This is a genomic window from Streptomyces venezuelae, from assembly GCF_008642295.1.
In the GTDB taxonomy this organism is placed as follows: Bacteria; Actinomycetota; Actinomycetes; order Streptomycetales; family Streptomycetaceae; genus Streptomyces; species Streptomyces venezuelae_C.
This window is the reverse complement of the sequence record NZ_CP029190.1, coordinates 6,279,905-6,306,718: the sequence shown is the minus strand read 5'-3', so window position 1 is coordinate 6,306,718 and position 26,814 is coordinate 6,279,905. Positions and strand designations below refer to the sequence as shown.

Below are 26,814 nucleotides of genomic sequence, written 5' to 3'. Positions count from 1 at the left end.
AGAGCCCGGCCTGCGGCCCGGCCTACGCCGTGGGCAGCCAGTCCACCCGGCCGGCCAGCAGCGCGTACCCGCCGAAGGCCACGATGTCGAGCAGTGCATGGGCGGCCACCAGCGGACCGACCCGCCCCCACCGGCGGTAGAGCAGCACGAAGACCGCGCCCATCACCGCGTTGCCGATGAACCCGCCGATGCCCTGGTAGAGGTGGTACGAGCCGCGCAACAGCGAGCTCGCCAGCAGGGCGGACATCGGCGACCAGCCCAGCTGGTCGAGCCGGCGCAGCAGGTACGCCAGCACGATGATCTCCTCCACCACCGAGTTCTGTACGGCGGAGAGGAACAGGACAGGGAACTTCCACCACACCTCGGGCAGCGCCTCCGGCACCACCGTCAGGTTGAACCCGGAGGCCCTGGCGCCCAGGTAGAAGGCCAGCCCGGCGCTGCCGATGCCGGCCGCGACCAGCGCACCCCGGCCGAGGTCCCAGCCCGGCCGGGTGCGGTCGAAGCCCAGGGCCCGCAGCCCGCCCGCCCCCTCCCGGGTCAGCAGGTGTGCCACCAGCAGCACCGGAACCAGTGCGGTGGCGATCCCGAACAGCTGCCAGGCCAGGTCCAGCCAGGGCCGGCCGGGGGCGTAGGAGCCGTTGAGGGTGGCGGCCTGGTCCTTCAGGCCGCCCGGCTTCGTGAGCGAGCCGATAAAGCTGATCAGGGACGAGACCGCGCTCGCCCCCAGCGACAGGGCGAGCACGAGCAGTGTCTCGGTGCGCAGCAGGCTCCGCCGCCCGTCCTCGCGCAGATCCTCCAGCACCGGTTCCGCCCGCACGCCCGTCTCCCGTCCCCGCAATCCCGTTCCGACCTCCCCATACTGCCTGGCCGGCGGGGAAAGGGGAGGCCGGGGATCACGGCACGGTGCATCACGGGCTCACGGGAATTCGGCCAGCCCCACCGGCCAGGTGTGCACCGGGTCCCCCTTGTGCATGAGCTCGCTGTACCGCCGCGTGGTCGCGGCGAGCGCCGGCCCCCGCTCCAGCCCGCCGGCCAGCGCCCGGTGGTACGTGTCCACCTGCCAGGTCGCTCCGTTGACCCGCCGCCGGCACCGTTCCTCGATGATGCCGAGGTAGTGGTCCCGGTCGGCGGGTTCGATGCCCCAGGCGTCCAGCCCCGCAGCGGCCAGCGGCAACAGTTCGTCGAGCACCAGGCGGACGGCCGGTACGCTCGCCAGCCCGCCGGAGCGGCCCCGCCGCGGCCAGCGCAGCCGGGCGTCGATCCCGTACCGGCAGGCCGCGTCGAAGTTCGCCTCGGCCTCGGCGAACGGCAGCCGGCTCCACACCGGGCTCTTCTCGTCGGCGAGGGTGCGGACCAGCCCGTAGTAGAAGGCGGCGTTGGCGACCACATCGGTGACCGTGGGGCCGGCCGGCAGAACCCGGTTCTCCACCCGCAGGTGCGGCTTCCCGTCGGCGACCCCGTAGACCGGCCGGTTCCAGCGGTACACGGTGCCGTTGTGCAGCACCAGTTCCTGGAGGCTGGGCACCCCGCCCTCGCCCAGCACCCGCAGCGGCTCCTCCTCGTCGCAGATGGGCAGCAGGGAGGGGAAGTAGCGGACGTTCTCCGCGAACAGCTCGTACGCCGAGTCCACCCAGCGCTCCCCGAACCAGGTGCGCGGACGCACCCCCTGGGCCTGGAGCTCGGGCGGCCGGGTGTCGGTGGCCTGCTGGAACAGCGGCGGCCGGGATTCCCGCCACAGCTCCCGCCCGAACAGGAACGGCGAGTTGGCGCCCACCGCGATCTGTACCGCCGCCACGCACTGCGCCGCGTTCCACACGTCCGCGAAGCGGCCCGGGGTGACCTGGAGGTGCAGTTGCACCGAGGTGCAGGCCGCCTCCGGCACGATCGACCCGGCGGTCCACCGGACCCGCTCCACCCCGTCGATGTCGAGGTGGAAGTCCTCCCCCCGCAGCATCAGGATCTGCTCGTTGAGCAGCGAGTACCGGTCGACCGCCGAGAGGTTGGCGGTCACCAGGTCCTGCTGCGAGATGGTCGGCAGAATTCCGATCATGACGACTCCGGCATCGACCTCGGCGGCCTGCCGGTGGGCATAGCCGAGACCGGCGCTGAGTTCCTCGGCGAGCTGGTCGAATACCCGGCCGCCGAGTCGGTGCGGAAGTATGTTGAGCTCCAGGTTGAACATTCCGAGTTCGGTCTGGAAATCGGGGCTCGCAATGCGCTCCAGAACCTGGGCGTTCACCATTCTCGGCAGACCGTCGGGACCCGCGAGATTCAATTCGATCTCAAGCCCCATGAGATTCTTGGGACGATCGAACCTCTTCTCCGCCAGAAGCCGCTCCAGACCCTCCAGGCACTCGTGGAGCTTCCTCCGATACCGTTGCCGATCGGACAGGTCGAATCCGCCTGCCACGACCTTCTCCCCCATCGAAGCGTCCCTCCTCGAGTGGGCCCCACCCGGACACCCGGGCGCGCGCTGTACGGTCGATGATGCCCCAGCCGCGTGATCGATAACTCCGAGGGGGCGTGAGTGGCGGGGAGCGCGCGCCGGTTTGGCCGACACGGCGCGTCGGCACATTCATCCGGGCACATTCATCCGGCACATGGCCGGGTGCAATATTCCGATCGGACATGCCGAAGTACGCCTCGCACGCATTACCGATGCTTTCCAGCCGAGCCCTCGTCAGGTAACCTCCGAGGTCAGCACCGAACCCTTGCGTACGACCGGCATGAAAGCCATGACAGCGGGACCGGTAAGCGCCTTGTCCGCAATAGGCGGGACGGCTAGCCGAAACACTGTGTGAACACATGTCGTATAAACTCCGCAAACGAGGCAGAGAGTTGGCGCGCGGCCATTGCCCCACAGCCCCCCTCTGGCCCCAGAATGCGACAGCGCTCTCCGCACATCCCCGCCCCCGTTTCACCGGTCTCCCAAGTGAGAGGCGACCCACCATGCCGCTGCATATTCCCCCGGCTCCCGCGCCCGCCCTGCGCAGCGTCCTCGCGGCACTCGGCTCACCCACCGCCGTGCACGAAGCGCACACTCCCACCCTGCGCGCGCACCAAGGGCCGATGACCGCCGAACTCCCGCTCCCCGTCCACGTACTGGACCGGGTGATCGCGGGAGGCCGGCCACCGCGCACGCGTCTCACCGCATGGCGCTTCCTGATCCGCGGCGGCGACCGGTACGTGGCAGCGGCGGACACCCGGCTCACCCCGGACGGCTGGGCCTTCTCCCACTTCTTCGAGGGACCCTATGTGGCGGCCACCGAGCGGGCGCTGCGCCAGGCCGAGTCCCTCGGTCCCATCGGCCCGGCCTACCAGCCCCGGCTACTGTCCGTACCGGAGCTGTACATGCTGACCCTGTGGCTGCACGGGGCGGCCGGAGCGGATCCCGCCGCCGGCCTGCCGGCCGCCGCGGACCTGCTGATCCCGCTGGCCCCGGCCCCGCCCGGGATCGCCGCGTACCGCCCGCACCCGGTCTCGGAGCTGCTCCCGGTGCTCACCCACCGGCTGACCCCGCCCGCCCTGGCGGGGGAGGCCGCGGCCTGATGGCCCGGTTGACCCAGATGGACTAGTCCCGCGGAGTCACATCCGAACCACCCGAAGTGACAGGCGAGTTGGCTGAACCGCCCGCACGAGTGATGCGTCATCAATCTGTGAGGACAGCTGCCGGGAAATCCCTGCGGAGCCAGGCGCGTAGGGGAACACTGGGACCCTGACCACACCGATCGATACGGGGGGCGGCCATGAACAACGCATCGAGCCGCAGCACACAGACCACACCGCAGGGAAAGAACGCATCCATGTGCCAGCACCAGCCTGCCTGCCCATCAGCCGACTCCGCCGACCGGGAGGCCGCGCGTCCCGTGGCCAACCACCCGGAACAGGGGTGGAGCCTGCTGTGCAACGGCGTCCTGTTCTTCGAGGACACCGGTGAGCTGCTGCCGGACGGGCGGATCATCGCACCGCACCGCCCGCTCGCGGCGGCACACGTGGTGAGGGCGGCCTGACCGACCTGCGCGACGGCCGAAGGGCCGCAGGGCCGAACGGCCGAGGGGCCGGCCCGGGAGATTCCTCCCGGACCGGCCCCTCGGTGTTCACCGGCTCACTCAGTTGTCGTACTCGTCCAGCGGCGGGCAGGAGCAGACCAGGTTCCGGTCGCCGAACGCGCCGTCGATCCGGCGCACCGGCGGCCAGTACTTCTCGGCCGCCACGACCCCGCCCGGGAAGACCGCCTCGTCGCGGGTGTACGGGTGGTTCCACTCGCCGCCCAGCGCCGCGGCGGTGTGCGGGGCGTTGGCCAGCGGGTTGTCACCGGCCGGCCACTCGCCGGAAGCGACCTTCTCGATCTCGGCCCGGATCGCGATCATCGCGTCGCAGAACCGGTCGATCTCGGTGAGGTCCTCGGACTCGGTCGGCTCGATCATCAGCGTGCCGGCCACCGGGAAGGACATGGTCGGGGCGTGGAAGCCGTAGTCGATCAGCCGCTTGGCGATGTCGTCGACCGACACGCCGGTGGCCTTCGCCAGCGGGCGCAGGTCGACGATGCACTCGTGCGCGACCAGCCCGGCGGGGCCGGTGTAGAGCACCGGGTAGTGGGGCTCCAGGCGCTTGGCGATGTAGTTGGCGCCGAGCACCGCGACCTGGGTGGCGCGCTTGAGGCCCTCGCCGCCCATCAGGCGTACGTACGACCAGGAGATCGGCAGGATGCCGGCCGAGCCCCAGGGCGCGGCCGAGATCGGGCCGACACCGGTCTCCGGGCCGGCGGTCGGCTGCAGCGGGTGGTTCGGCAGGTACGGCGCCAGGTGCGCACGGACACCGACCGGGCCCACGCCGGGGCCGCCGCCGCCGTGCGGGATGCAGAAGGTCTTGTGCAGGTTCAGGTGCGAGACGTCGCCGCCGAAGTGGCCCGGCTTGGCCAGACCGACGAGGGCGTTCAGGTTGGCACCGTCGACGTACACCTGGCCGCCGGCCTCGTGGACCAGGGCGCAGATGTCCGCGACGTGCTCCTCGAACACACCGTGGGTGGACGGGTAGGTGATCATCAGCACGGAGAGCTCGTCGCGGTGCTGCTCGATCTTGGCACGCAGGTCCTCGATGTCGACCTCGCCGTCGTCGGCGGTCTTGACGACCACGACCTTCATGCCGGCCATCACGGCGCTGGCGGCGTTGGTGCCGTGCGCGGAGGAGGGGATGAGGCAGACGGTGCGCTGCTCGTCACCGTTGGCCCGGTGGTAGGCGCGGACGGCGAGGAGGCCGGCCAGCTCGCCCTGCGAACCGGCGTTCGGCTGAATCGAAACCTTGTCGTAGCCGGTGACCTCGCAGAGACGTTCCTCCAGCTCGTTGATGAGCGTGGCGTACCCCTGGGCCTGGTCGATCGGCGCGAACGGGTGCAGCTGGCCGAACTCGGGCCAGGTCACCGACTCCATCTCGGTGGTCGCGTTGAGCTTCATGGTGCAGGAGCCCAGCGGGATCATGCCGCGGTCCAGCGCGTAGTCCTTGTCCGAGAGCGTGCGCAGGTAGCGCAGCATCGCGGTCTCGGAACGGTGCTGGTGGAAGACCGGGTGGGTCAGGTACTCGTCGGTGCGCAGCAGACCCTCGGGCAGCGCGTCGGCGCCGGCCGCGTCGAGCGCCTCGACATCGGCGTCGACTCCGAAGGCGCCCCAGACGGCGGCCAGGTCGGCGCGGGTGGTGGTCTCGTCGCAGGCGATCGAGACGTGGTCGGCGTCCACCAGGTACAGGTTGACCCCGGCCTCACGGGCGGCGGCCACGACCTCGGCGGCCTTGCCGGGCACCCGGGCGGTAAGGGTGTCGAAGTACGCGCCGTGGACCAGCTCGACCCCGCCCGCCGTCAGACCGGCGGCGAGCACGGTGGCGTACCGGTGGGTACGGCGGGCGATCGTCTTGAGGCCCTCCGGCCCGTGGTAGACGGCGTACATGCCGGCCATCACGGCGAGCAGCACCTGCGCGGTGCAGATGTTGCTGGTGGCCTTCTCGCGGCGGATGTGCTGCTCACGGGTCTGCAGGGCCAGACGGTAGGCCTTGTTGCCGTCGGCGTCGACGGAGACGCCGACCAGGCGGCCGGGCAGCGAGCGGGCGTGCTTGTCCTGGACGGCCATGTAGCCGGCGTGGGGACCGCCGAAGCCCATCGGGACACCGAAGCGCTGGGTGGTGCCCACCGCGATGTCGGCGCCGAGCGCGCCCGGCGAGGTCAGCAGCGTCAGGGCCAGCAGGTCGGCGGCGACGGTGACGATCGCGCCGAGGCCGTGGGCCTGGTCGATGACCGGCTTGATGTCCCGGACGGCACCGGAGGCACCCGGGTACTGGAGCACGACGCCGAAGACGCCGCGCTCGGCGATCTCGGCCGGGATGCCCTCGGAGAGGTCCGTGACGACGACCTCGATGCCGAGGGGCTCGGCACGGGTCTCGATCACGGCGATGGTCTGGGGCAGGGTGTCGGCGTCGACGAGGAAGACCCCGCCCTTGACCTTGCCCACCCGGCGGGCCAGGGTCATCGCCTCGGCAGCCGCGGTGCCCTCGTCGAGCAGGGAGGCGCCGGAGGTGGGGAGACCCGTGAGGTCGGCGACCACGGTCTGGAAGTTCAGCAGCGCCTCGAGGCGGCCCTGCGAGATCTCCGGCTGGTACGGGGTGTAGGCCGTGTACCAGGCCGGGTTCTCCATGACATTGCGCAGGATGACCGGCGGGGTGAAGGTCCCGTAGTAGCCGAGGCCGATCATCGAGGAAAGGACCTGGTTGCGGTCGGCAAGCAGACGCAGCTCGGCCAGCACCTCGGCCTCGGTCCGCGCCGACGGCAGGTTCAGGGCTTCGGCGCTCTTGATGACGTCCGGCACCGCGGCAGCGGTCAGCTCGTCGAGGGAGCCGTAGCCGACCTGGGCGAGCATCTTCGCCTGCGCCTCGGCATCCGGGCCGATGTGACGCTGCTCGAAGGGGATGCCACGCTCCAGCTGGGAGAGCGGAATGCGGTTGGCGGTCATGTACGGAGGCCTCCTGGTCTGCACGACCTGCTTGGGCACCACGAGGGGTGCCCGGACGGCCTCCCCCTCTGTCATCTCAACCTGAGAGCTTCGCCGGTCCTCCTGGGGGTCTCCCGTGGAGCACGGCTTTCACCGTCGGTGAGGGAGAGTGCCGGCACTGCGGTTCCGACGCCCAGCCCTGCTTTCCAGAGTGGCCTCGTCCGTGCGGTACGTCTGCCTGAGAGATTCCGGGGAGGATTTGCTCCTTCGGCGCCTCCGTCACGCTCACTCGGAGGACTCTCCCGCACAGGGTCAACAGCCATCACCCAGCCTACCAGCGCAGTTCCCGGCCCTTCCGGCCCTCCCTCGAGTGGCCCCCTCTGCGGATATGCACTTTCGTTGTGCTTACGGAGGAGTTGCGACCTTTTGGAGGGACCGTGCAGACCGACATTGATCCGCGCAGCCTGATCGGCCGCAAGGCGTTCGACCGCAACGGGGTCAAGATCGGCACCGTTGACGAGGTCTATCTCGACGATGCCACCGGGATCCCGGAGTGGGCGGCCGTGCGCACGGGCCTGTTCAGCCGGGACGCGTTTGTCCCGCTGGAGCCCAGTGAGCTGGTGAACGACACGCTGCGGGTGCCTTTCGAGCGCTCTTTGATCAAGGACGCCCCGGACTTCGGAGTGGGCCGCCACCTCTCCCCCGAACAGGAGCTCCAGCTGTACCACCACTACGGTCTGGACACCGCCCTCCCCAGCGATTTCCAGCGCGACTTCGGCCGGCTGGCGGGGGACGAGGGGCAGCCGATCTAGCTCTTCCGCGGTTCCGGGCCCTGTGTCAGGTCCTGTGTCAGGTCCGTCACAGGGCCCGGATCCGCCCGCTCGCGCAGTGGCAGCGGGTCCGAGGGCTCCAGCTCCGGATCGTCGACCCGGAAGGTCCGCACCCGGCCCGGCGGCGACCACGGCTGCTCGAAGCGCACGGTCACCCGGCCCACCCCGCTGCCCTGCACCCAGCCCGGGCCGTACAGGGCATGCCGTACGTCGCTGCCCGCCGCCCAGTGCCGCTCCGGGGGCGCCTCGGGCTCCACGCCCGGCGGCGCCGGCACGGCGGGCTCCTCGGCGCCCCCGGGCGCCTCGGGGGCCCCGTCCGGCTCAGTGGCCAGCGACTGCGCGAAAAGGTCCTCCTGCGTGTAGTCCGCCAGCCCGGAAACGCCCACCCCCAGCAGCCGTACCCCGCCCGTGGTGTCCACCCCCTCCAGCAGCCGGGCCGCCGCCTCCCGGACCACCGCCGGGTCGTCCGTCGGCCCGCGGAGTGTCTCCGACCGGGTCAGGGTCGAGAAGTCGTACCGCCGCACCTTGAGCACGATGGTGCGGCCCGAGTGCCCCGAGGCGCGGAGCCGCTGCACGCACCGGTCCGCCAGCCGCTGGACCTCGAACCGGATCCGGATCCGGTCGTGGATGTCCACGTCGAAGGTGTCCTCGACCGAGACCGATTTGGCGTCCCGCTCGGCGACCACGGCCCGGTCGTCCAGACCCAGGGCCATCCGGTACAGCGCCACCCCGTGCGACCGGCCCAGCATGCGCACCAGCTCGTCCTCGCCGGCCTCGGCCAGTTCCCCCACCGTGCCGATCCCGGCCCGCCGCAGGTGCTCCCCGGTCGCCGGGCCCACGCCGGGCAGCGTCCGCACGGACATCGGCGCCAGCAGCGCCCGCTCCGTTCCCGGCTCGATCAGCAGCAGCCCGTCTGGCTTGGCCTCCTCCGAGGCCACCTTGGCCAGCATCTTCGACCCGGCCAGCCCCACCGAGCCGCTGAGGCCGGTAACCGCGCGGATATCGGCCCGCAACCGCTCGCCGACCGCCCGCGCCGAGGCCGAGTCCCAGGCGGTGCCGCCCGCCTCCAGGTCCACGAAGGCCTCGTCCAGGCTGAGCGGCTCGACCAGGGGCGACAGCTCCCGCAGCAGCGCCATGACCTGGTCGCTGACCGCGCGGTACAGGGTGAAGCGCGGAATCACATACGCGCCGTTGGGGCACAGCCGCCGGGCCTGGGCCGTCGGCATCGCCGAATGCACCCCGAACCGCCGGGCCTCGTACGAGGCGGTGGCCACCACCCCGCGCGGCCCGAGCCCGCCGACGATGACCGGCTTGCCGCGCAGGCTCGGCTTGGCCGCCTGCTCCGCCGAGGCGTAGAAGGCGTCCATGTCCAGGTGCAGGATCGTCGGAGCGGCTCTCACACTGCTGATGCTCCCCCATGCCACTGACAGCGGGGTGGGGGCGAGGGGAAGCGGCTATACCGCCCGGTTGCGGCGGGCCGCCAGCTCGTCCGCCGGGTTGTGGCCGATCAGGGTCTCCCCGGTGTCCACCCGCTCCCCGTGCAGCTGCGACAGCACGTTCTCCACGTCCCGCCACACCACCCCGACGGCGATGCCGAAGACGCCCTGCCCGCCCTGCAGCAGGTCCACGACCTGGTCCGGCGAGGTGCACTCGTACACGGTGGCGCCGTCGCTCATCAGCGTCAGCCGGTCCAGGTCCGCGAATCCGCGGTCGCGCAGGTGCTGGACGGCGGTCCGGATGTTCTGCAGCGCCACCCCGGTGTCCAGGAAACGCTTGACGATCTTCAGGACGACCACGTCCCGGAAGCTGTACAGCCGCTGGGTGCCGGAGCCGTGGGCGGGGCGCACGCTCGGCTCCACCAGCCCGGTGCGCGCCCAGTAGTCGAGCTGCCGGTAGGTGATCCCGGCCGCGGCGCACGCGGTCGGCCCCCGGTAGCCGATCCGGTCGGGTTCCGGCTCACTGCCCCCGCCCACCGGTGTGACCGGTGCCGGCGCGGATTCCGGGGAGCGGCGCGCGGAGCCCACCGCACCACCGTGCAGCGGGTACGGCCCGCTCTCACTCCGTGCGGGGGTGCCCCCGGTCGTACCGTCGCCCGTGACTCTCACGCCCGACCCTCCGTCCTTGACCTGCCATCTCGACGGTAGGCAGTCACCAGGGGTGCGTCAACGATCGCCACACTCGGCACGCCGAGTGATAATCACCCTGAGAGTGGTTTCCCGTGCCCCAATGCGGGGAAAGGCTACTCGAATGGGGCGGAACGGCAGCTACTGATTGCTGGTGCCGAAGTCCTCGGGGGAGATCTGGTCGAGGAACTCGCGGAACTTCTCCACCTCGTCCTCCTGCTCGTCCGGGATGGCGATGCCGGCGTCGTCCAGCACCCCGTCGCTGCCGTAGATCGGCGTTCCGGTGCGCAGCGCCAGCGCTATGGCGTCGGACGGCCGCGCACTGACCTCCACCCCGCTGGCGAAGACCAGCTCGGCATAGAAAACGCCCTCCCGCAGATCCGTGATCCGGACCTCGGTGAGTTCCTCACCGATCGCCTCCAGCACGTCCTTGAAGAGGTCGTGCGTCAGCGGACGGGCAGGGGCCATGCCCTGCTGGGCAAAGGCAATGGCAGTCGCCTCCCCAGGACCGATCCAGATGGGGAGGTACCGGTCGCCTCCCACTTCACGCAGGAGCACGATCGGTTGGTTGGAGGGCATTTCCACCCGGACACCCACAACGTCGAGCTCGTTCACACAGCAACCCTAGGACCTGCCGTACAGGTTTGGGTAGTCGGGGCCGTCCCGCCTCAGCGCAGACGGACACCCAGGGCGGTCTGCACGAGCGCCTCGTGCAGGCGTACGGAGAGCCCCGCGAGCTCTTTCATGGTCGCCTCGGCATGGGCCCTGGTCTGCGGGTTCCGGTGCCGGCGCAGGGGCGCCACCACCTGTTCGACCAGCCCGGCCTCACGGTCGGCCGCCGCCTTCATCGCCCGCAGATGCCGCGGCTCCAGCCCGAACCGGCCCAGATCCGCCACCAGCCGGGCCACGGTCACCGACTCCGCGTCGAAACCGCCGCCCGAGGCCTCCGAAATCAGGCCGTACGACTCCCACTCCGCCAGCTGCGCCTCGTCCACCTCGGCGGCGGCCAGGAGCTCCTCCCGGCCGACGCGGGCCGCACTGGGCCGCTCCGGTGCCTCGGGAACGGCGTCGGAGTGCGGGGAGGGCGCGGGGATGCGGATCGGCTCCCCCGGAGCCACCCCGTCCAGCTGCTCCCGGATGACCTTGAGCGGGAGGTAGTGGTCGCGCTGCAACCGCAGGATCCGCGCCAGCCGGTCGACGTCCTCGGCGCTGAACTTGCGATATCCGGAAGGAGTGCGCCGGGGCTCGACGAGTCCTTCCGCTTCCAGGAAACGGATCTTGGAGATGGTGACATCGGGGAACTCGTCGCGCAGCAGGGTGAGCACCGTGCCGATGCTCACCAGCCGCCCTGCCGAGTCGGCGGTGCCGTGTCCGGCACCGCCCGTCGGTGTACGCAGCATGGACCTTCCCTGGGGGTGGGTGCCCCTCGGACGGCGTCCGGGGAGCGTCAGATGCCCCGCTGGCTCGCGTAGAAGACCAACCGGTACTTGCCGATCTGCACCTCGTCGCCGCTGTTCAGGGCGATGGAGTCGATCGGGTTCCGGTTCACGTACGTGCCGTTGAGGCTGCCGACGTCGGCGACGGTGAAGCCGCCGTCCTGGCTCCTGCGGAACTCGACATGCCGCCGGGACACCGTGACGTCGTCCAGGAAGATGTCGCTCTGAGGGTGCCGGCCCGCCGTGGTCAGCTCGCCGTCCAGCAGGAAGCGGCTGCCCGAGTTCGGACCGCGCCGCACGATGAGCAGTGCGGAGCCCGGCGGGAGCGCCTCCACCGCGGCCTGGGCCTCGGGGGACAGCGAGGAGGACACGTGCTGCTGTCCGGACACCTCGGCCTCATAGGCCTCGAGGCCCGAGATCGAGATGGTGGACGTGGTCTCCGAGGCACGCTCCGGCGTCAGACCCGCCCGCAGCGGCGCCCCGCAGTTCGAGCAGAATCGGCTGGCCGCACCCGCGCGGTGCCCACACCTGCTGCAAACCTGCTCGGCCGACATGGACGGCTCCTCGCGCCGCGGCTGCCCCGCGGAGGCATTGGTGGCATACGGGTCGGAGTCAAACCCTCCACCCGCACTTGAGGTTGACGGATCACCGAAACCTATGCGGCCCGTAGCGGCAGGGTCAACAGCCGACGCGCCCGGTACACCCGAATTGTCACCCGGGCCGGACACCTCGTCCCGGAAGAGCGGCCGGTCGCCCTGACCCTCCACGTCGCCGTGCCCAGCGCGGTGCTTCGCACCGCCTTCTTCACGGTTCTTCTTGCCGAACAACTTCTCAAACAACTTCACGGGCGATTCCCCTTGACCGAAACAGACCCGCCCGTGGGGCAGGACGAACTCCGAATGCACACACCTGCCGACCCGGACATTCTCACAACGTCCGTAACCACCAGACAGTTTCCACCACGCACCGCGACTTCTGTGCGTCGACCCCCCGCAGGCTTCCGCCCACGTGGGAGGCTCCACCCTCCGCCACGCGTCACGACGATGACGACCGAGCGTAGTCAGGCTGCTTCGCTGCCCGCAAGGCATCAACGACGATCTTGGTCGAGCGTACGACAGAGGCCGTGGCCTGCTCCTTCTCCAGCGTCTGGATGACACCGCCCGGAATGTTCAGCGCCGGTTCCAGATCCTGGGGCTTGCCGATGACCTTGAACTCATAAGGCTGTGTGATCTTCTTACCGTCGACACTGACACCGTCGCTCTCGTCCGAGAAGTACGAGCCCGCCACCACGCGCACACCGTTGACCTGGATCGCCTCGGCGCCCGCCGCCCGCAGCTCCTGGATGGCGTCCAGCAGCATGTCCGACTGCACCAGGCCCTTGGGGTCGGAGACCTTCAGCGTGATGCCCTGCCCCTGAGCTGCCACCGTACCCGCCAGGATGCCCAGTTGGCGCTCCTTCTCCACGGTCTGCCTGCGCGCCTCCGCAGCCTGGTTGGAGCTGCTCTCCAGCTCCCTGCGCTGATCCTCCAGCCGCTGCTTCTCGTCCTCCAGGCGCTTGGTCCGCCCGTCGAGCTCGTCCAGGATCCGGACCAGGTCCTCCTGGCGGGCACCACGCAGCGCCCCGGAGTCGTTGGACCGCACCTGGATGGCCAGTCCCAGCCCCAGGACGAAGAGCAGCAGCGCCACGATCAGTTGGGCCCGGCTGACCCGCGGCGGCCACAGCCCGGCCAGCAGCCGCTGCCGCCCGGTCTCCCCCGCCTGCCCCGCCTGCCCGGCCGGCGCCGGGGCCTGCCCGGCCTGCGCCGACCGCTCGGGGCGCTCCGGCTCGGGTGTCGTCTCGGGGGGCGTGTCGTTCGTACTCATCGGTCTTCCCTCAGGCCCGGAACACGTGCCGGCGGATGGCCGCCGCGTTGGAGAAGATGCGGATGCCGAGGACGACGACCACACCCGTGGACAGCTGCGCGCCCACCCCCAGCTTGTCACCGAGGAAGACGATCAGCGCCGCGACCACCACATTGGACAGGAAGGAGACCACGAACACCTTGTCCACGAAGATGCCGTCGAGCATGGCGCGCAGGCCGCCGAACACCGCGTCCAGCGCGGCCACGACGGCGATCGGCAGATACGGCTCGACGACGGCCGGCACTTCGGGCCGGACCAGCAGTCCGACCACCACTCCGACCATCAGGCCCAGTACCGCGATCACGATGCACCCTTCTTCGGCTCTACTGCTGTGGCTGTACGTACGGTCAGGCTGGACGCGGCCGGCAGGCGCACCTCGTCCTCCGCGGACAGGGTGGACCGGATCCCGTAGCTCTCCTGCAGCACGTGCAGGTACTGCCCGTCCGCACTGTCCTGGAAGGCGGTGCCCAGCTTGTCCTTGTCCCCCACCGCGAGGACCTCGTACGGCGGCACCAGCGGCCTGTTGTCGACCAGTATCGCGTCACCCGCGGCCCGGATCGCCGAGAGTGCCGTCAGCCGCTGTCCGTTGATCGACACCGCCTCGGCCCCGGACTGCCACAGCCCGTTCACGATCCGCTGCATATCCCGGTCCCGCAGCCGCCCGGTGTCCGAGAATCCGCTGTTCTCCCGGGGCCCGCCACCCTCCGCCGTGGCCCCCTTGGCATCGTCCACGAACAGCTTGATCCCGGGGCCGCGGACCTCCGTCGCCCCGGACAGCAGCGCCACGAGCTGGCCCTGGTCACCGCCGTGCTGCCGCAGCGCGGCCCGCTGGCGCTCCGCGACGTCCTCGCGGAGGGTGTCGATGTCCTTCTCCAGGTCGTTGGCGTGCCCGTCGGCCGCATCGACCCGGTTGATCAGCTCCTGCCGCTCCTTGGCCAGTACCGGCGCGCTGACCCTGGCCTCGGCGGCGCCGAGCGTGACCACCATGGCGGCCAGCACCAGTCCTGCGGCGAGCCCCAGCTTGGCCTTGAGGCTGCGCGGCAGACCGCTCGTACCCTCCGCCGCGCGCCGGGCGGACGCTTCCGCATAGCCCTCGTCGAGGCTGTGGTCCATCACATGCGTCAGCAGCGACATGGACGCGTCCGGGCGGGCCGGCGGCGGGGCCGACGTCCGGTTCTTGGGCGGCTGCGACATGCCGCACATCGTCGCACGGCCCGGGCGGCAGTACCGAATGCGGTCATCCGGGAGGCCGGGAGGCCGGAGCGGGCCCGCGCCCGCCCCGGCCTCCCGGACTTCCCGGCCGGCTCAGTGGCCGGCGCCGTCCACCACGCCCGCCCACTCCTCCAGGAGCTCCTGCGCGGACGCGTCGTCGGGGCCCTCGGCCCACAGGTGGGTGACGGCCTCCGCGGGATCCGGCAGGACCAGCGCCCAGCGCCCGTCCGCCTCGACCACCCGCACCCCGTCGGTGGTGTCCACGTGCCGCTCTCCGGCCGCCTCCACCACCCGCCGCATGACCAGCCCCTTGACCGCCCACGGGGTCGGCACATCCCGCCTGAGGACATGCGCCCGCGGTATCCGGGCATCGATCTGGCTCAGGGTGAGCTGGGTACGCGCCACCAGGCCGATCAACCGCACGAAGGCCGCGGAACCGTCGAAGACACTGCTGAACTCGGGCACGATGAACCCGCCGCGGCCGTCACCACCGAAGATCGTGTTCTCGGCCCTCCCCACCCGGGTCAGATCGTCCGGAGAGGTCGTCGTCCACTCCACCTGGGTGCCGTGGTACGCGGCCACCTGCTCGGCGATCCGGGTCGTGGTCACGGGCAGCGCCACCCGGCCGCTGCGCCGCTCGGCCGCGACCAGGTCCAGCAGCACCAGCAGCGCCCGGTCGTCCTCGATGATCCGCCCGCGCTCGTCGACCAGCGAGATCCGCTCGCCCACCGGGTCGAAGCGCACGCCGAACGCCGCCCGCGCCGAGGCCACGATCTCCCCCAGCCGCACCAGCCGGGACCGCCGCGTCTCCGCGGTCTCGGTCGGCCGCGACTCGTCCAGACCCGGGTTGATGGTCAGGGCATCCACCCCGAGCCGTCCCAGCAGGCTCGGCAGCACCAGCCCGGCGCTGCCGTTGGAGGCGTCCACGACCACCTTCAGGCCGGAATCCGCGATGCCGGTGGTGTCCACCCGCCGCAGCAGCGAACCCGTATACGAATCGAACACGCTGGACGGGAACTGCAGGTCCCCGATCTCCCCGGGGAACGCCCGCCGGTACTCCTGTCGCGCGTACACCCGGTCCAGCTTCCGCTGCTGCGCCTGCGACAGGTCCGCCCCGCGCTCGTCGAGGAACATGATGTCCACGGAGTCCGGCACACCCGGCGAGGTCCGGATCATGATCCCGCCGGCACTGCCCCGCGCGGTCTGCTGCCGCGCCACCGGCAGCGGTACGTTCTCCAGGTCGCGTACGTCGATGGCACTGGCCTGCAGCGCCGAGATCATGGCTCGCTTCAGGGCCCGCGCACCGCGGGAGTGGTCGCGGGCCGTGGTGACGGTCGCGCCCTTCTTCAGCGTGGTCGCGTACGCGCCGGCCAGCCGGACCGCCAGCTCGGGGGTGATCTCCACGTTGAGGATGCCGGTCACACCACGCGCTCCGAACAGGTGCGCCTGGCCGCGGGACTCCCAGATCACGGAGGTGTTGACGAAGGCACCGGCCTCGATGGTCTTGAAGGGGTAGACCCGCACGTTCCCCTGAACGATCGATTCCTCACCGACCAGGCACTCGTCACCGATGACGGCACCGTCCTCGATCCGGGCGGACCGCATGATGTCGGTGTTCTTGCCGATGACGCAGCCGCGCAGGTTGCTGTGCGGCCCGATGTACACGTTGTCGTGGACGACGGCCTTGTGCAGGAAGGCCCCGCTCTTGACGACCACGTTCGATCCGACGACCGTGTGCTCGCGGATCTCGACCCCGGCCTCGACCTTGGCGTAGTCGCCGATGTAGAGCGGCCCGCGCAGCACGGCGTCCGGGCTCACTTCGGCCCCCTCCGCCACCCACACCCCGGGCGAGATCTCGAAGCCGTCCATCTCGACCTGGACCTTGCCCTCGAGCACGTCGGCCTGTGCCTTGACGTAGCTCTCGTGGGTGCCGACGTCCTCCCAGTAGCCCTCTGCGACATAGCCGTAGATGGGCCGGCCTTCCTTCATCAGCTGCGGGAAGACATCGCTCGACCAGTCGACCGACACGTCGGGGTCGACGTAGTTGAAGACCTCGGGCTCCATGACGTAGATGCCGGTGTTGACGGTGTCCGAGAACACCTGCCCCCAGGTCGGCTTCTCCAGGAACCGCTCGACCTTGCCCTCTTCGTCCACGATGGTGATGCCGAACTCGAGCGGATTCGGAACCCGGGTCAGGCAGACCGTGACCAGGGCGCCCTTCTCCTTGTGGAAGTTGATGAGGTCGGTGAGGTCGAAGTCGGTGAGGGCGTCGCCGGAAATCACGACGAAAGCGTCGTCCTTCAGGGCCGCCTCGGCATTCTTCACGCTGCCGGCGGTGCCGAGTGGCTTCTCCTCATTGGCGTACGTGAGCTCCATCCCGAGCTCTTCGCCATCACCGAAGTAGTTCCGTACGAGGGATGCCAGGAACTGAACGGTGACCACGGTCTCGCTGAGCCCATGCCTCTTGAGCAGCCTGAGTACGTGCTCCATGATCGGCCGGTTGGCCACCGGCAGGAGCGGTTTGGGCATGCTCGAGGTCATGGGGCGAAGACGCGTGCCCTCGCCACCGGCCATCACGACGGCCTTCATGTCGGAAGAGTCCTCCTTGGCTCAATCGGCGGTGTCCGCCTTCACGAGCCGACGGACCTGAACCACGTAAAGGATTCCTGCCCACCAGTAGAGGGTTGTACCCCATCCAGCGAACGCCCATCCGAAAACAGATGCAAGCCAGGGGAGCCATCCGGAGCCGTCACTGAGGAGAAGCAACGGGAAGGCGTACATCAGGTTGAACGTTGCCGCCTTGCCGAGGAAGTTCACCTGCGGCGGCGGATAGCCGTGCCGACGCAGGATCAGCACCATGACGGCCAGCATGACTTCGCGTGCCAGAAGTGCCGCGGTCAGCCAGAGCGGCAGGATCTCACGCCAGGTGAGCCCGAAGAGCGTGGACAGGATGTACAGCCGGTCCGCGGCCGGGTCGAGCAGCCGGCCGAGGTTGCTGATCTGGTTCCACTTCCTCGCGAGCTTTCCATCGAGGTAGTCACTGACGCCGCTCAGCATGAGCACGAGCAGGGCCCAACCGTCGTGCTCCGCCAGGATCAGCCAGAGGAACAGGGGAACGCCGGCGAGGCGCGCCATGCTCAGGATGTTCGGAATGGTGAAAATTCGGTCCGTCTGAACCCGAGTCTCCTGGACCTCCACCCGGGGGCCTCCACTGCTGTTGAACGTGCGAACGATGCCTCCTGACCCTACAGGAGAACAGGTGTGCCCTGAACGCAGAAAAGCCCCGCACCGGATCTTTACGATCGGTGCGGGGCTTTCCCACAATGATTGTTCGGCGGCGTCCTACTCTCCCACAGGGTCCCCCCTGCAGTACCATCGGCGCTGAAAGGCTTAGCTTCCGGGTTCGGAATGTAACCGGGCGTTTCCCTAACGCTATGACCACCGAAACACTATGAAGATATCAACCGGGCAACAACACGGTCGTTACTTCAGAACTAACACAGTGGACGCGAGCAACTGAGGACAAGCCCTCGGCCTATTAGTACCAGTCAGCTCCACCCGTTACCGGGCTTCCACATCTGGCCTATCAACCCAGTCGTCTACTGGGAGCCTTACCCTCTCAAGGAGGTGGGAATACTCATCTTGAAGCAGGCTTCCCGCTTAGATGCTTTCAGCGGTTATCCCTCCCGAACGTAGCCAACCAGCCATGCCCTTGGCAGGACAACTGGCACACCAGAGGTTCGTCCGTCCCGGTCCTCTCGTACTAGGGACAGCCCTTCTCAATATTCCTACGCGCACAGCGGATAGGGACCGAACTGTCTCACGACGTTCTAAACCCAGCTCGCGTACCGCTTTAATGGGCGAACAGCCCAACCCTTGGGACCGACTCCAGCCCCAGGATGCGACGAGCCGACATCGAGGTGCCAAACCATCCCGTCGATATGGACTCTTGGGGAAGATCAGCCTGTTATCCCCGGGGTACCTTTTATCCGTTGAGCGACGGCGCTTCCACAAGCCACCGCCGGATCACTAGTCCCGACTTTCGTCCCTGCTCGACCCGTCGGTCTCACAGTCAAGCTCCCTTGTGCACTTACACTCAACACCTGATTGCCAACCAGGCTGAGGGAACCTTTGGGCGCCTCCGTTACCCTTTGGGAGGCAACCGCCCCAGTTAAACTACCCATCAGACACTGTCCCTGATCCGGATCACGGACCGAGGTTAGACATCCAGCACGACCAGAGTGGTATTTCAACGGCGACTCCACCATGACTGGCGTCACGGCTTCAAAGTCTCCCACCTATCCTACACAAGCCGAACCGAACACCAATATCAAACTGTAGTAAAGGTCCCGGGGTCTTTCCGTCCTGCTGCGCGAAACGAGCATCTTTACTCGTAGTGCAATTTCACCGGGCCTATGGTTGAGACAGTCGAGAAGTCGTTACGCCATTCGTGCAGGTCGGAACTTACCCGACAAGGAATTTCGCTACCTTAGGATGGTTATAGTTACCACCGCCGTTTACTGGCGCTTAAGTTCTCAGCTTCGCAACCCCGAAAGGTCACTAACCGGTCCCCTTAACGTTCCAGCACCGGGCAGGCGTCAGTCCGTATACATCGCCTTACGGCTTCGCACGGACCTGTGTTTTTAGTAAACAGTCGCTTCTCGCTGGTCTCTGCGGCCACCCCCAGCTCACGGAGTAAATCCGATCACCAGTGATGGCCCCCCTTCTCCCGAAGTTACGGGGGCATTTTGCCGAGTTCCTTAACCATAGTTCACCCGAACGCCTCGGTATTCTCTACCTGACCACCTGAGTCGGTTTAGGGTACGGGCCGCCATGAAACTCGCTAGAGGCTTTTCTCGACAGCATAGGATCATCCACTTCACCACAATCGGCTCGGCATCAGGTCTCAGCCTTATATGAGGGACGGATTTGCCTACCCCTCGGCCTACACCCTTACCCCGGGACAACCACCGCCCGGGCTGGACTACCTTCCTGCGTCACCCCATCGCTTACCTACTACAAGTCTGGTTCGTCGGCTCCACCACTTTCCTTTCCCCGAAGGGTCCGGAACGGCTTCACGGACTTAGCATCGCCTGATTCGATATTGGGCGTTTCAAAGCGGGTACCGGAATATCAACCGGTTGTCCATCGACTACGCCTGTCGGCCTCGCCTTAGGTCCCGACTTACCCTGGGCAGATCAGCTTGACCCAGGAACCCTTAGTCAATCGGCGCACACGTTTCTCACGTGTGTATCGCTACTCATGCCTGCATTCTCACTCGTGAACCGTCCACAACTGCCTTCCGGCGCTGCTTCACCCGGCACACGACGCTCCCCTACCCATCACAGCGGGCGTTGGCCCTATTGCTGCAATGACACGACTTCGGCGGTACGCTTGAGCCCCGCTACATTGTCGGCGCGGAATCACTTGACCAGTGAGCTATTACGCACTCTTTCAAGGGTGGCTGCTTCTAAGCCAACCTCCTGGTTGTCTCTGCGACTCCACATCCTTTCCCACTTAGCGTACGCTTAGGGGCCTTAGTCGATGCTCTGGGCTGTTTCCCTCTCGACCATGGAGCTTATCCCCCACAGTCTCACTGCCGTGCTCTCACTTACCGGCATTCGGAGTTTGGCTAAGGTCAGTAACCCGGTAGGGCCCATCGCCTATCCAGTGCTCTACCTCCGGCAAGAAACACACGACGCTGCACCTAAATGCATTTCGGGGAGAACCAGCTATCACGGAGTTTGATTGGCCTTTCACCCCTAACCACAGGTCATCCCCCAGGTTTTCAACCCTGGTGGGTTCGGTCCTCCACGAAGTCTTACCTCCGCTTCAACCTGCCCATGGCTAGATCACTCCGCTTCGGGTCTAGAGCGTGCAACTCAATCGCCCTGTTCGGACTCGCTTTCGCTACGGCTTCCCCACACGGGTTAACCTCGCTACACACCGCTAACTCGCAGGCTCATTCTTCAAAAGGCACGCAGTCACGAGACGCACCGAAGTACGTCCGACGCTCCCACGGCTTGTAGGCACACGGTTTCAGGTACTATTTCACTCCGCTCCCGCGGTACTTTTCACCATTCCCTCACGGTACTATCCGCTATCGGTCACCAGGGAATATTTAGGCTTAGCGGGTGGTCCCGCCAGATTCACACGGGATTTCTCGGGCCCCGTGCTACTTGGGAGATGAGCAAGCAAGCCGCTGATGTTTCGTCTACGGGGGTCTTACCCTCTACGCCGGACCTTTCGCATGTCCTTCGACTACATCAACGGTTTCTGACTCGCCTCACAGCCGGCAGACTGTGAAAGCTCATTCCCACAACCCCGCATGCGCAACCCCTGCCGGGTCTCACACGCATACGGTTTGGCCTCATCCGGTTTCGCTCGCCACTACTCCCGGAATCACGGTTGTTTTCTCTTCCTGAGGGTACTGAGATGTTTCACTTCCCCTCGTTCCCTCCACATGCCCTATGTGTTCAGGCATGGGTGACAGCCCATGACGACTGCCGGGTTTCCCCATTCGGACACCCCCGGATCAAAGCTCAGTTGGCAGCTCCCCGGGGCCTATCGCGGCCTCTCACGTCCTTCATCGGTTCCTGGTGCCAAGGCATCCACCGTGCGCCCTTAAAAACTTGGCCACAGATGCTCGCGTCCACTGTGTAGTTCTCAAGCAACGACCAGCCACCCATCACACCCTGCCGGAGCAGAGCTTCACTGGGGCCGGCATCGCGAAGGTTCGACCAACCGGCCGTACCCTCAGATACCCAACAACGTGCCAGGCGTGAGCCCCGTCCGTATCCCCCGTTCCACGCCGAAGCAGTACTAGGAAGACCATCAGGTCACTCACGCCAACTAATCAACGTTCCACCCATGAGCTGACCGTGCAGAACGTTTGTCTGCAATCGGTACTGTGCTCCTTAGAAAGGAGGTGATCCAGCCGCACCTTCCGGTACGGCTACCTTGTTACGACTTCGTCCCAATCGCCAGTCCCACCTTCGACAGCTCCCTCCCACAAGGGGTTGGGCCACCGGCTTCGGGTGTTACCGACTTTCGTGACGTGACGGGCGGTGTGTACAAGGCCCGGGAACGTATTCACCGCAGCAATGCTGATCTGCGATTACTAGCAACTCCGACTTCATGGGGTCGAGTTGCAGACCCCAATCCGAACTGAGACCGGCTTTTTGAGATTCGCTCCACCTCACGGTATCGCAGCTCATTGTACCGGCCATTGTAGCACGTGTGCAGCCCAAGACATAAGGGGCATGATGACTTGACGTCGTCCCCACCTTCCTCCGAGTTGACCCCGGCGGTCTCCTGTGAGTCCCCATCACCCCGAAGGGCATGCTGGCAACACAGGACAAGGGTTGCGCTCGTTGCGGGACTTAACCCAACATCTCACGACACGAGCTGACGACAGCCATGCACCACCTGTATACCGACCACAAGGGGGGCACTATCTCTAATGCTTTCCGGTATATGTCAAGCCTTGGTAAGGTTCTTCGCGTTGCGTCGAATTAAGCCACATGCTCCGCTGCTTGTGCGGGCCCCCGTCAATTCCTTTGAGTTTTAGCCTTGCGGCCGTACTCCCCAGGCGGGGAACTTAATGCGTTAGCTGCGGCACCGACGACGTGGAATGTCGCCAACACCTAGTTCCCAACGTTTACGGCGTGGACTACCAGGGTATCTAATCCTGTTCGCTCCCCACGCTTTCGCTCCTCAGCGTCAGTAATGGCCCAGAGATCCGCCTTCGCCACCGGTGTTCCTCCTGATATCTGCGCATTTCACCGCTACACCAGGAATTCCGATCTCCCCTACCACACTCTAGCCTGCCCGTATCGAATGCAGACCCGGGGTTAAGCCCCGGGCTTTCACATCCGACGCGACAAGCCGCCTACGAGCTCTTTACGCCCAATAATTCCGGACAACGCTTGCGCCCTACGTATTACCGCGGCTGCTGGCACGTAGTTAGCCGGCGCTTCTTCTGCAGGTACCGTCACTTTCGCTTCTTCCCTGCTGAAAGAGGTTTACAACCCGAAGGCCGTCATCCCTCACGCGGCGTCGCTGCATCAGGCTTTCGCCCATTGTGCAATATTCCCCACTGCTGCCTCCCGTAGGAGTCTGGGCCGTGTCTCAGTCCCAGTGTGGCCGGTCGCCCTCTCAGGCCGGCTACCCGTCGTCGCCTTGGTGGGCCATTACCCCACCAACAAGCTGATAGGCCGCGGGCTCATCCTTCACCGCCGGAGCTTTCAACCCCCGCCCATGCAGGCAGGAGTGGTATCCGGTATTAGACCCCGTTTCCAGGGCTTGTCCCAGAGTGAAGGGCAGATTGCCCACGTGTTACTCACCCGTTCGCCACTAATCCACCCCGAAGGGCTTCATCGTTCGACTTGCATGTGTTAAGCACGCCGCCAGCGTTCGTCCTGAGCCAGGATCAAACTCTCCGTGAATGTTTACCCGTAATCGGGTGACACTCGCGTTGAGCGGGACGGTCATGCCGGAATATGGCCGACCGTCCACAGCGTCCTCGCTGTGTTTTGTTTCTTCAAAGGAACCTCATCCACCGAGGTGGACGGGGTATCAACTTCTGGCGTTGATTTTTGGCACGCTGTTGAGTTCTCAAGGTGCGGACGCTTCCTTTGTTCCCGTTTCCGGGCCCTCCGGGCGCTTCCTTCGTTCTTGCGTTTCCGATTCTATCAGATCTTTTCGGACCCGATTTCCTCGGCGCTTTCCAGGTTCTCGCTTTCGCGTTTCCCTTTCCGGCGGTTCCGACTCTATCAGTGTTTTTCTGTCTCTCTGACCACTCCCTCGCAGCCAATAAAAGGGCGTGCGAAAGCGATCGCGAGATCGAAGTTCACTGATGGAATCGAAGACCCTCCGACCCGTTGTTCACGCGGAGTTCACGTGGGACGGTCAGGCAGGACTCACGACAGTACACCTCTGCCGGAGCCCGGGCAAATCGATGCCGACTTGTGGTCTAGTCCACCGGTCTAGTCCACTAGTCTCCGTGCCGAAGGGCAGTCCGGTTCGGGACCAACATCGGGCGAACCCGTACAGGCAGTGACATATCCTTCGTAAAGAGTACGCCGTCGGCAACAGGCAGTGACGGCGACACGACGAGCTCCACCCCTGGGAGGCCCCCATGACCAGCGTGACGTCCCCACTCGCCGGGCGCGCCATCGGACTCGCGGCAGTGCCGGATCCGGTGTTCTCCGGCGCCATGGTGGGACCGGGCACCGCCATCGACCCCGCGCGTGAGCCCTCGGAGGCGGTGTCCCCCGTTGACGGGGTGGTCGTCTCCCTTCACCCGCATGCGTACGTCGTCGTCGACGCCGAGGGCCATGGTGTGCTCACCCACCTCGGGATCGACACGGTCCAGCTCAACGGCGAGGGCTTCGAGCTGCTCGTCGCCAAGGGCGACACCGTGACCCGTGGTCAGGCGATGGTGAAGTGGAACCCCGCGGCCGTGGAGGCTGCCGGCAAGTCCCCCGTCTGTCCCGTCGTGGCCCTGGAGGCAACCGCCGACGCGCTCTCCGGCGTCCGGGAGGCGGACGAGGTCAAGGCCGGCGACGTCCTGTTCCACTGGGCGTGATCATTCGCCCGTCGAGGGCTAGTCGTATATCCATCGCGGCGGGTGGTTCCGCCGCTCAATCGGAGACGGGTGAAATGGAGACAACGCTGCGAGGCGTCGGCGTGAGCCACGGTGTGGCGATCGGTGAGGTTCGGCATATGGGGACGGCCGTTCTCGAACCGCCGGCCAAGCAGATCGCCGCGGAGGAGGCGGAGCGCGAACAGGGGCGCGCCCGCAAGGCCGTGAGCGCTGTGGCCGCCGACCTGGTCGCGCGCGGGCAGCTGGCCGGTGGCGAGGCCCAGCATGTACTCGAAGCCCAGGCCATGATCGCCGAGGATCCCGAGCTCATGGCCGACGTCGACCGGCGGATCGCCGTCGGCAGCACGGCCGAGCGGGGCGTGTACGACGCGTTCGCCTCGTACCGCGAGCTGCTCGCCGGGGCCGGCGAGTACATGGCCGGCCGGGTGGCCGACCTGGACGACGTGCGGAACCGGATCGTGGCGCGGCTGCTGGGTGTGCCGATGCCGGGCGTGCCGGACAGTGACGAGCCGTACGTGCTGATCGCGCGGGATCTGGCTCCTGCCGACACCGCGCTGCTGGACCCGGCGCTGGTGCTCGGTTTCGTCACCGAGGAGGGCGGGCCGACCAGTCACAGCGCGATCCTCGCGCGGGCGCTGGGTGTGCCGGCCGTGGTGGCGCTGCCCGGTGCGGGTGAGCTGGCCGAGGGTACGGTCATCGCCGTGGACGGCTCCACCGGTGAGATCTTCGTCGAGCCGAGTGCCGAGAAGAAGGCGGAGCTGACTGCTGCGGCTGCGGAGCGGAAGGCCGCTCTGGCCGCCTCCTCCGGTCCGGGTGCCACCTCCGACGGGCACAAGGTGCCGCTGCTCGCCAATGTCGGCGGGCCGGCGGACGTGCCGGCGGCCGTGGAGGCGGGGGCCGAGGGTGTGGGCCTGTTCCGTACCGAGTTCCTGTTCCTGGACGACAGCAAGAAGGCGCCGTCCGAGGAGAAGCAGGTCGAGTCGTACCGCAAGGTGTTGGAGGCCTTCCCGGAGGGCCGGGTCGTGGTGCGGGTGCTGGACGCCGGTGCCGACAAGCCGCTGGACTTCCTGACCCCGGCCGACGAGCCGAACCCGGCGCTGGGCGTGCGGGGTCTGCGGTCGCTGCTGGACCACCCGGAGGTGCTGCGGACGCAGCTGACCGCGCTGGCCAAGGCGGCCGAGGGGCTGCCGGTCTATCTCGAGGTCATGGCGCCGATGGTGGCCGACCGGGTCGATGCCAAGGCGTTCGCGGATGCCTGCCGCGAGGCCGGGCTGCGGGCGAAGTTCGGCGCGATGGTGGAGATCCCGTCCGCCGCGCTGCGGGCCCGCTCGATCCTGCAGGAGGTCGAGTTCCTGTCGCTCGGTACCAATGACCTGGCTCAGTACGCGTTCGCCGCGGACCGTCAGGTGGGTGCGGTGTCGCGGCTGCAGGACCCGTGGCAGCCCGCGCTGCTCGACCTGATCGCCATGTCCGCCGAGGCGGCCAGGGCTGAGGGCAAGAGCTGTGGTGTCTGTGGCGAGGCTGCCTCGGATCCACTGCTGGCCTGTGTGCTGACCGGTCTGGGTGTCACCTCTCTCTCGATGGGTGCCGCGTCGATTCCCTACGTCCGGGCGACGCTCGCCAAGCACACGCTCGCCCAGTGCGAGCGGGCCGCTGCCGCGGCGCGGGCGGCGGACAGCGCCGAGGAGGCGCGGATCGCCGCGCAGGCGGTGCTGTCCGGCGAGTAGCCGGCCGCGCTGAGCGGTGTTTGATGTGGGGCCGAGGGGTCCTCGCCGGGTGCGGCGAGGGCCCCTCGGGCGTGTGCGGGTTCAGCGGTGCGGGTGCGGTGGGTCCTCGATCCGGTACCCGGGGCAGTATTCGACGCCCGGTTCGGGGGCGACGGGGTCTCCGGTGTCGGCGTCGGTGCAGTAGGCGTTGAAGACGGCGGCGGCGGTGAGCGGGACCAGGGTGCCGCCGTCGAGGCGCCAGCCGTGGACGCGGTCGCGGAATCCCTCCGTGGTGCTGCGGAGCACCACTCCCCCGGGGCGGGCCAGGGCGATGCCCACGGCGAGGACGGTGATGAAGTCGATTCCTTCCCGGCCCCGGATGCGGGGCGGGCCGCCCGGCGGGTCGGTGGCGCCGGCTGCCTCGGCGTGGAGGACGGCGATGAGCTGTTCGTCCTCGGTGGGAATGCTGCAGACCGCGTGGTGGTGGCCCGGGCCGGCGCCGTCGAGGAGGGCTTTGAGCACGCGGCCGGCTTGTTCGAAGGAGGCCTGGCCGATGTCCTCCCCACAGTCGGCGCAGTGGCCGAGGCCGGCCAGGAGCATGGTGGCGTACTCCCAGGTGGCCTGGCGGACGGCCTCGTCGACGAGGAGGGGGACGAGTTCCTCGATGGGCTGGCCGGTGTACGGCAGGCCGGTGCCGGCGCCGGCCAGTTCCGCGGTGAAGCGGGTGCGGGCGGCGGCGGTGTCGGGGTCCAGGCCGGCTTCGGCGCAGTATTCGGCGTACTCCTCGGGGTCGAAGAGGGTCACGGTGGTGTGGATGCCCTCGGCCGCGAGCGAGCGGAGCAGGGCGTCGACCTGGTGGAGGTACTCCTGGTGGTCCTGGAAGGCGAAGCTGCGGTAGCGGCGCATGGCCGCGAAGTCCTGGGCGTCGGCGACCAGGCCGACGGTACTGGGGACTTCGCGGCGCAGGCTGCCGCGGGTGCGGGTACTGGTGCGCGTGCGGGTGCGGTTCTTTGGCATGGTTCCC

General features: G+C 67.7%; 19 protein-coding genes, 3 rRNA genes and 1 riboswitch. Of the genes, 5 read left to right on the top strand and 17 right to left on the bottom strand.

The window, feature by feature from the left end:
• Positions 1 to 22: 22 nt before the first annotated feature.
• Entirely contained in the window at positions 23 to 817 is a 795-nt protein-coding gene (locus tag DEJ50_RS28475) for a CPBP family intramembrane glutamic endopeptidase (protein WP_223837937.1), read from the bottom strand.
• Between the two features lie 99 nt (positions 818 to 916).
• The gene (locus DEJ50_RS28470; protein ID WP_150210938.1) at positions 917 to 2,425 is read right to left on the bottom strand and encodes a glutamate-cysteine ligase family protein; all 1,509 of its coding nucleotides are present in this window, start codon (positions 2,423 to 2,425) and stop codon (positions 917 to 919) included.
• A gap of 524 nt (positions 2,426 to 2,949) precedes the next feature.
• Here DEJ50_RS28470 and DEJ50_RS28465 point away from each other — a divergent pair.
• Positions 2,950 to 3,549, top strand: coding sequence for a hypothetical protein (locus tag DEJ50_RS28465; RefSeq protein ID WP_150210937.1), 600 nt, complete (start codon positions 2,950 to 2,952; stop codon positions 3,547 to 3,549).
• Positions 3,550 to 3,803: 254 nt separating this feature from the next.
• Positions 3,804 to 4,010, top strand: coding sequence for a DUF5999 family protein (locus DEJ50_RS28460; RefSeq protein ID WP_150210936.1), 207 nt, complete (start codon positions 3,804 to 3,806; stop codon positions 4,008 to 4,010).
• 99 nt (positions 4,011 to 4,109) lie between these two features.
• On the opposite strand, the gene gcvP is transcribed toward DEJ50_RS28460, so the two are convergent.
• A complete protein-coding gene (gcvP, locus tag DEJ50_RS28455) occupies positions 4,110 to 6,995 on the bottom strand; it encodes an aminomethyl-transferring glycine dehydrogenase (protein ID WP_150210935.1) in 2,886 nt (961 codons plus the stop codon).
• Positions 6,996 to 7,190: 195 nt separating this feature from the next.
• A riboswitch (glycine riboswitch) is annotated at positions 7,191 to 7,289 on the bottom strand.
• Positions 7,290 to 7,411: 122 nt separating this feature from the next.
• On the opposite strand from gcvP, the gene DEJ50_RS28450 reads away from it, so the two are divergent.
• Positions 7,412 to 7,786, top strand: coding sequence for a PRC-barrel domain-containing protein (locus DEJ50_RS28450; RefSeq protein WP_190344739.1), 375 nt, complete (start codon positions 7,412 to 7,414; stop codon positions 7,784 to 7,786).
• Here DEJ50_RS28450 and DEJ50_RS28445 read toward each other — a convergent pair.
• The 13 genes from DEJ50_RS28445 to DEJ50_RS28385 form a co-directional block, all read right to left on the bottom strand.
• Entirely contained in the window at positions 7,783 to 9,204 is a 1,422-nt protein-coding gene (locus DEJ50_RS28445) for a DNA polymerase IV (protein WP_150210933.1), read from the bottom strand. The two genes, DEJ50_RS28450 and DEJ50_RS28445, sit on opposite strands and share 4 nt — an antisense overlap.
• A gap of 54 nt (positions 9,205 to 9,258) precedes the next feature.
• Entirely contained in the window at positions 9,259 to 9,909 is a 651-nt protein-coding gene (locus tag DEJ50_RS28440; RefSeq protein WP_150210932.1) for a MerR family transcriptional regulator, read from the bottom strand.
• A 159-nt stretch (positions 9,910 to 10,068) separates the two neighbouring features.
• Complete coding sequence (locus tag DEJ50_RS28435) at positions 10,069 to 10,542, bottom strand: bifunctional nuclease family protein (protein WP_150210931.1); 474 nt, start codon at positions 10,540 to 10,542, stop codon at positions 10,069 to 10,071.
• Between the two features lie 53 nt (positions 10,543 to 10,595).
• Positions 10,596 to 11,327 carry a MerR family transcriptional regulator gene (locus DEJ50_RS28430; protein WP_190344737.1) on the bottom strand — a complete coding sequence of 244 codons (732 nt, stop codon included), beginning with the start codon at positions 11,325 to 11,327 and terminating at the stop codon, positions 10,596 to 10,598.
• A 47-nt stretch (positions 11,328 to 11,374) separates the two neighbouring features.
• On the bottom strand, positions 11,375 to 12,316 hold the full coding sequence (locus DEJ50_RS34860; protein WP_223838180.1) for an FHA domain-containing protein: 942 nt from the start codon (positions 12,314 to 12,316) through the stop codon (positions 11,375 to 11,377).
• Between the two features lie 82 nt (positions 12,317 to 12,398).
• On the bottom strand, positions 12,399 to 13,226 hold the full coding sequence (locus tag DEJ50_RS28420) for a DUF881 domain-containing protein (protein WP_150210929.1): 828 nt from the start codon (positions 13,224 to 13,226) through the stop codon (positions 12,399 to 12,401).
• A 10-nt stretch (positions 13,227 to 13,236) separates the two neighbouring features.
• Entirely contained in the window at positions 13,237 to 13,569 is a 333-nt protein-coding gene (locus DEJ50_RS28415) for a small basic family protein (protein ID WP_150210928.1), read from the bottom strand.
• The gene (locus DEJ50_RS28410) at positions 13,566 to 14,468 is read right to left on the bottom strand and encodes a DUF881 domain-containing protein (protein WP_190344735.1); all 903 of its coding nucleotides are present in this window, start codon (positions 14,466 to 14,468) and stop codon (positions 13,566 to 13,568) included. Before DEJ50_RS28410 ends, DEJ50_RS28415 begins: the two co-directional genes overlap by 4 nt.
• A gap of 102 nt (positions 14,469 to 14,570) precedes the next feature.
• Positions 14,571 to 17,066 carry a mannose-1-phosphate guanyltransferase gene (locus DEJ50_RS28405; protein WP_150210926.1) on the bottom strand — a complete coding sequence of 832 codons (2,496 nt, stop codon included), beginning with the start codon at positions 17,064 to 17,066 and terminating at the stop codon, positions 14,571 to 14,573.
• Positions 17,067 to 17,087: 21 nt separating this feature from the next.
• Positions 17,088 to 17,675, bottom strand: coding sequence for a CDP-alcohol phosphatidyltransferase family protein (locus DEJ50_RS28400; RefSeq protein WP_150210925.1), 588 nt, complete (start codon positions 17,673 to 17,675; stop codon positions 17,088 to 17,090).
• Positions 17,676 to 17,806: 131 nt separating this feature from the next.
• Positions 17,807 to 17,923: ribosomal RNA gene (rrf, locus tag DEJ50_RS28395) — 5S ribosomal RNA — on the bottom strand.
• A 72-nt stretch (positions 17,924 to 17,995) separates the two neighbouring features.
• Positions 17,996 to 21,115 (bottom strand): 23S ribosomal RNA (locus DEJ50_RS28390).
• Between the two features lie 283 nt (positions 21,116 to 21,398).
• Positions 21,399 to 22,924, bottom strand: a 16S ribosomal RNA gene (locus DEJ50_RS28385).
• The 16S, 23S and 5S rRNA genes sit together here, the layout of an rRNA operon.
• Before the next feature lie 692 nt (positions 22,925 to 23,616).
• On the opposite strand from DEJ50_RS28385, the gene DEJ50_RS28375 reads away from it, so the two are divergent.
• Both DEJ50_RS28375 and ptsP read left to right on the top strand, forming a co-directional pair.
• Positions 23,617 to 24,066 (top strand): PTS glucose transporter subunit IIA, encoded by a 450-nt coding sequence (locus tag DEJ50_RS28375; RefSeq protein WP_150210924.1) that lies wholly within the window; start codon positions 23,617 to 23,619, stop codon positions 24,064 to 24,066.
• A gap of 74 nt (positions 24,067 to 24,140) precedes the next feature.
• Positions 24,141 to 25,811: a phosphoenolpyruvate--protein phosphotransferase gene (gene ptsP, locus DEJ50_RS28370; RefSeq protein ID WP_150210923.1), complete on the top strand. Its 1,671-nt coding sequence runs from the start codon at positions 24,141 to 24,143 to the stop codon at positions 25,809 to 25,811.
• 81 nt (positions 25,812 to 25,892) lie between these two features.
• Here the strand turns inward: ptsP and DEJ50_RS28365 are convergent, their stop codons facing one another.
• Positions 25,893 to 26,807, bottom strand: a complete 915-nt coding sequence (locus DEJ50_RS28365) for a hypothetical protein (protein WP_190344734.1) — start codon at positions 26,805 to 26,807, stop codon at positions 25,893 to 25,895.
• Positions 26,808 to 26,814: the final 7 nt, after the last annotated feature.

Excerpts from the sequence above, each read along its gene's own strand:
- DEJ50_RS28470 (WP_150210938.1), bottom strand. The coding sequence starts at position 2,425 with ATGGGGGAGAAGGTCGTGGCAGGCGGATTCGACCTGTCCGATCGGCAA.
- DEJ50_RS28465 (WP_150210937.1), top strand. The coding sequence starts at position 2,950 with ATGCCGCTGCATATTCCCCCGGCTCCCGCGCCCGCCCTGCGCAGCGTC.
- DEJ50_RS28460 (WP_150210936.1), top strand. The coding sequence starts at position 3,804 with ATGTGCCAGCACCAGCCTGCCTGCCCATCAGCCGACTCCGCCGACCGG.
- gcvP (WP_150210935.1), bottom strand. The coding sequence starts at position 6,995 with ATGACCGCCAACCGCATTCCGCTCTCCCAGCTGGAGCGTGGCATCCCC.
- DEJ50_RS28430 (WP_190344737.1), bottom strand. The coding sequence starts at position 11,327 with ATGCTGCGTACACCGACGGGCGGTGCCGGACACGGCACCGCCGACTCG.
- DEJ50_RS28420 (WP_150210929.1), bottom strand. The coding sequence starts at position 13,226 with ATGAGTACGAACGACACGCCCCCCGAGACGACACCCGAGCCGGAGCGC.
- DEJ50_RS28410 (WP_190344735.1), bottom strand. The coding sequence starts at position 14,468 with ATGTGCGGCATGTCGCAGCCGCCCAAGAACCGGACGTCGGCCCCGCCG.
- DEJ50_RS28405 (WP_150210926.1), bottom strand. The coding sequence starts at position 17,066 with ATGAAGGCCGTCGTGATGGCCGGTGGCGAGGGCACGCGTCTTCGCCCC.
- DEJ50_RS28375 (WP_150210924.1), top strand. The coding sequence starts at position 23,617 with ATGACCAGCGTGACGTCCCCACTCGCCGGGCGCGCCATCGGACTCGCG.
- ptsP (WP_150210923.1), top strand. The coding sequence starts at position 24,141 with ATGGAGACAACGCTGCGAGGCGTCGGCGTGAGCCACGGTGTGGCGATC.
- DEJ50_RS28365 (WP_190344734.1), bottom strand. The coding sequence starts at position 26,807 with ATGCCAAAGAACCGCACCCGCACGCGCACCAGTACCCGCACCCGCGGC.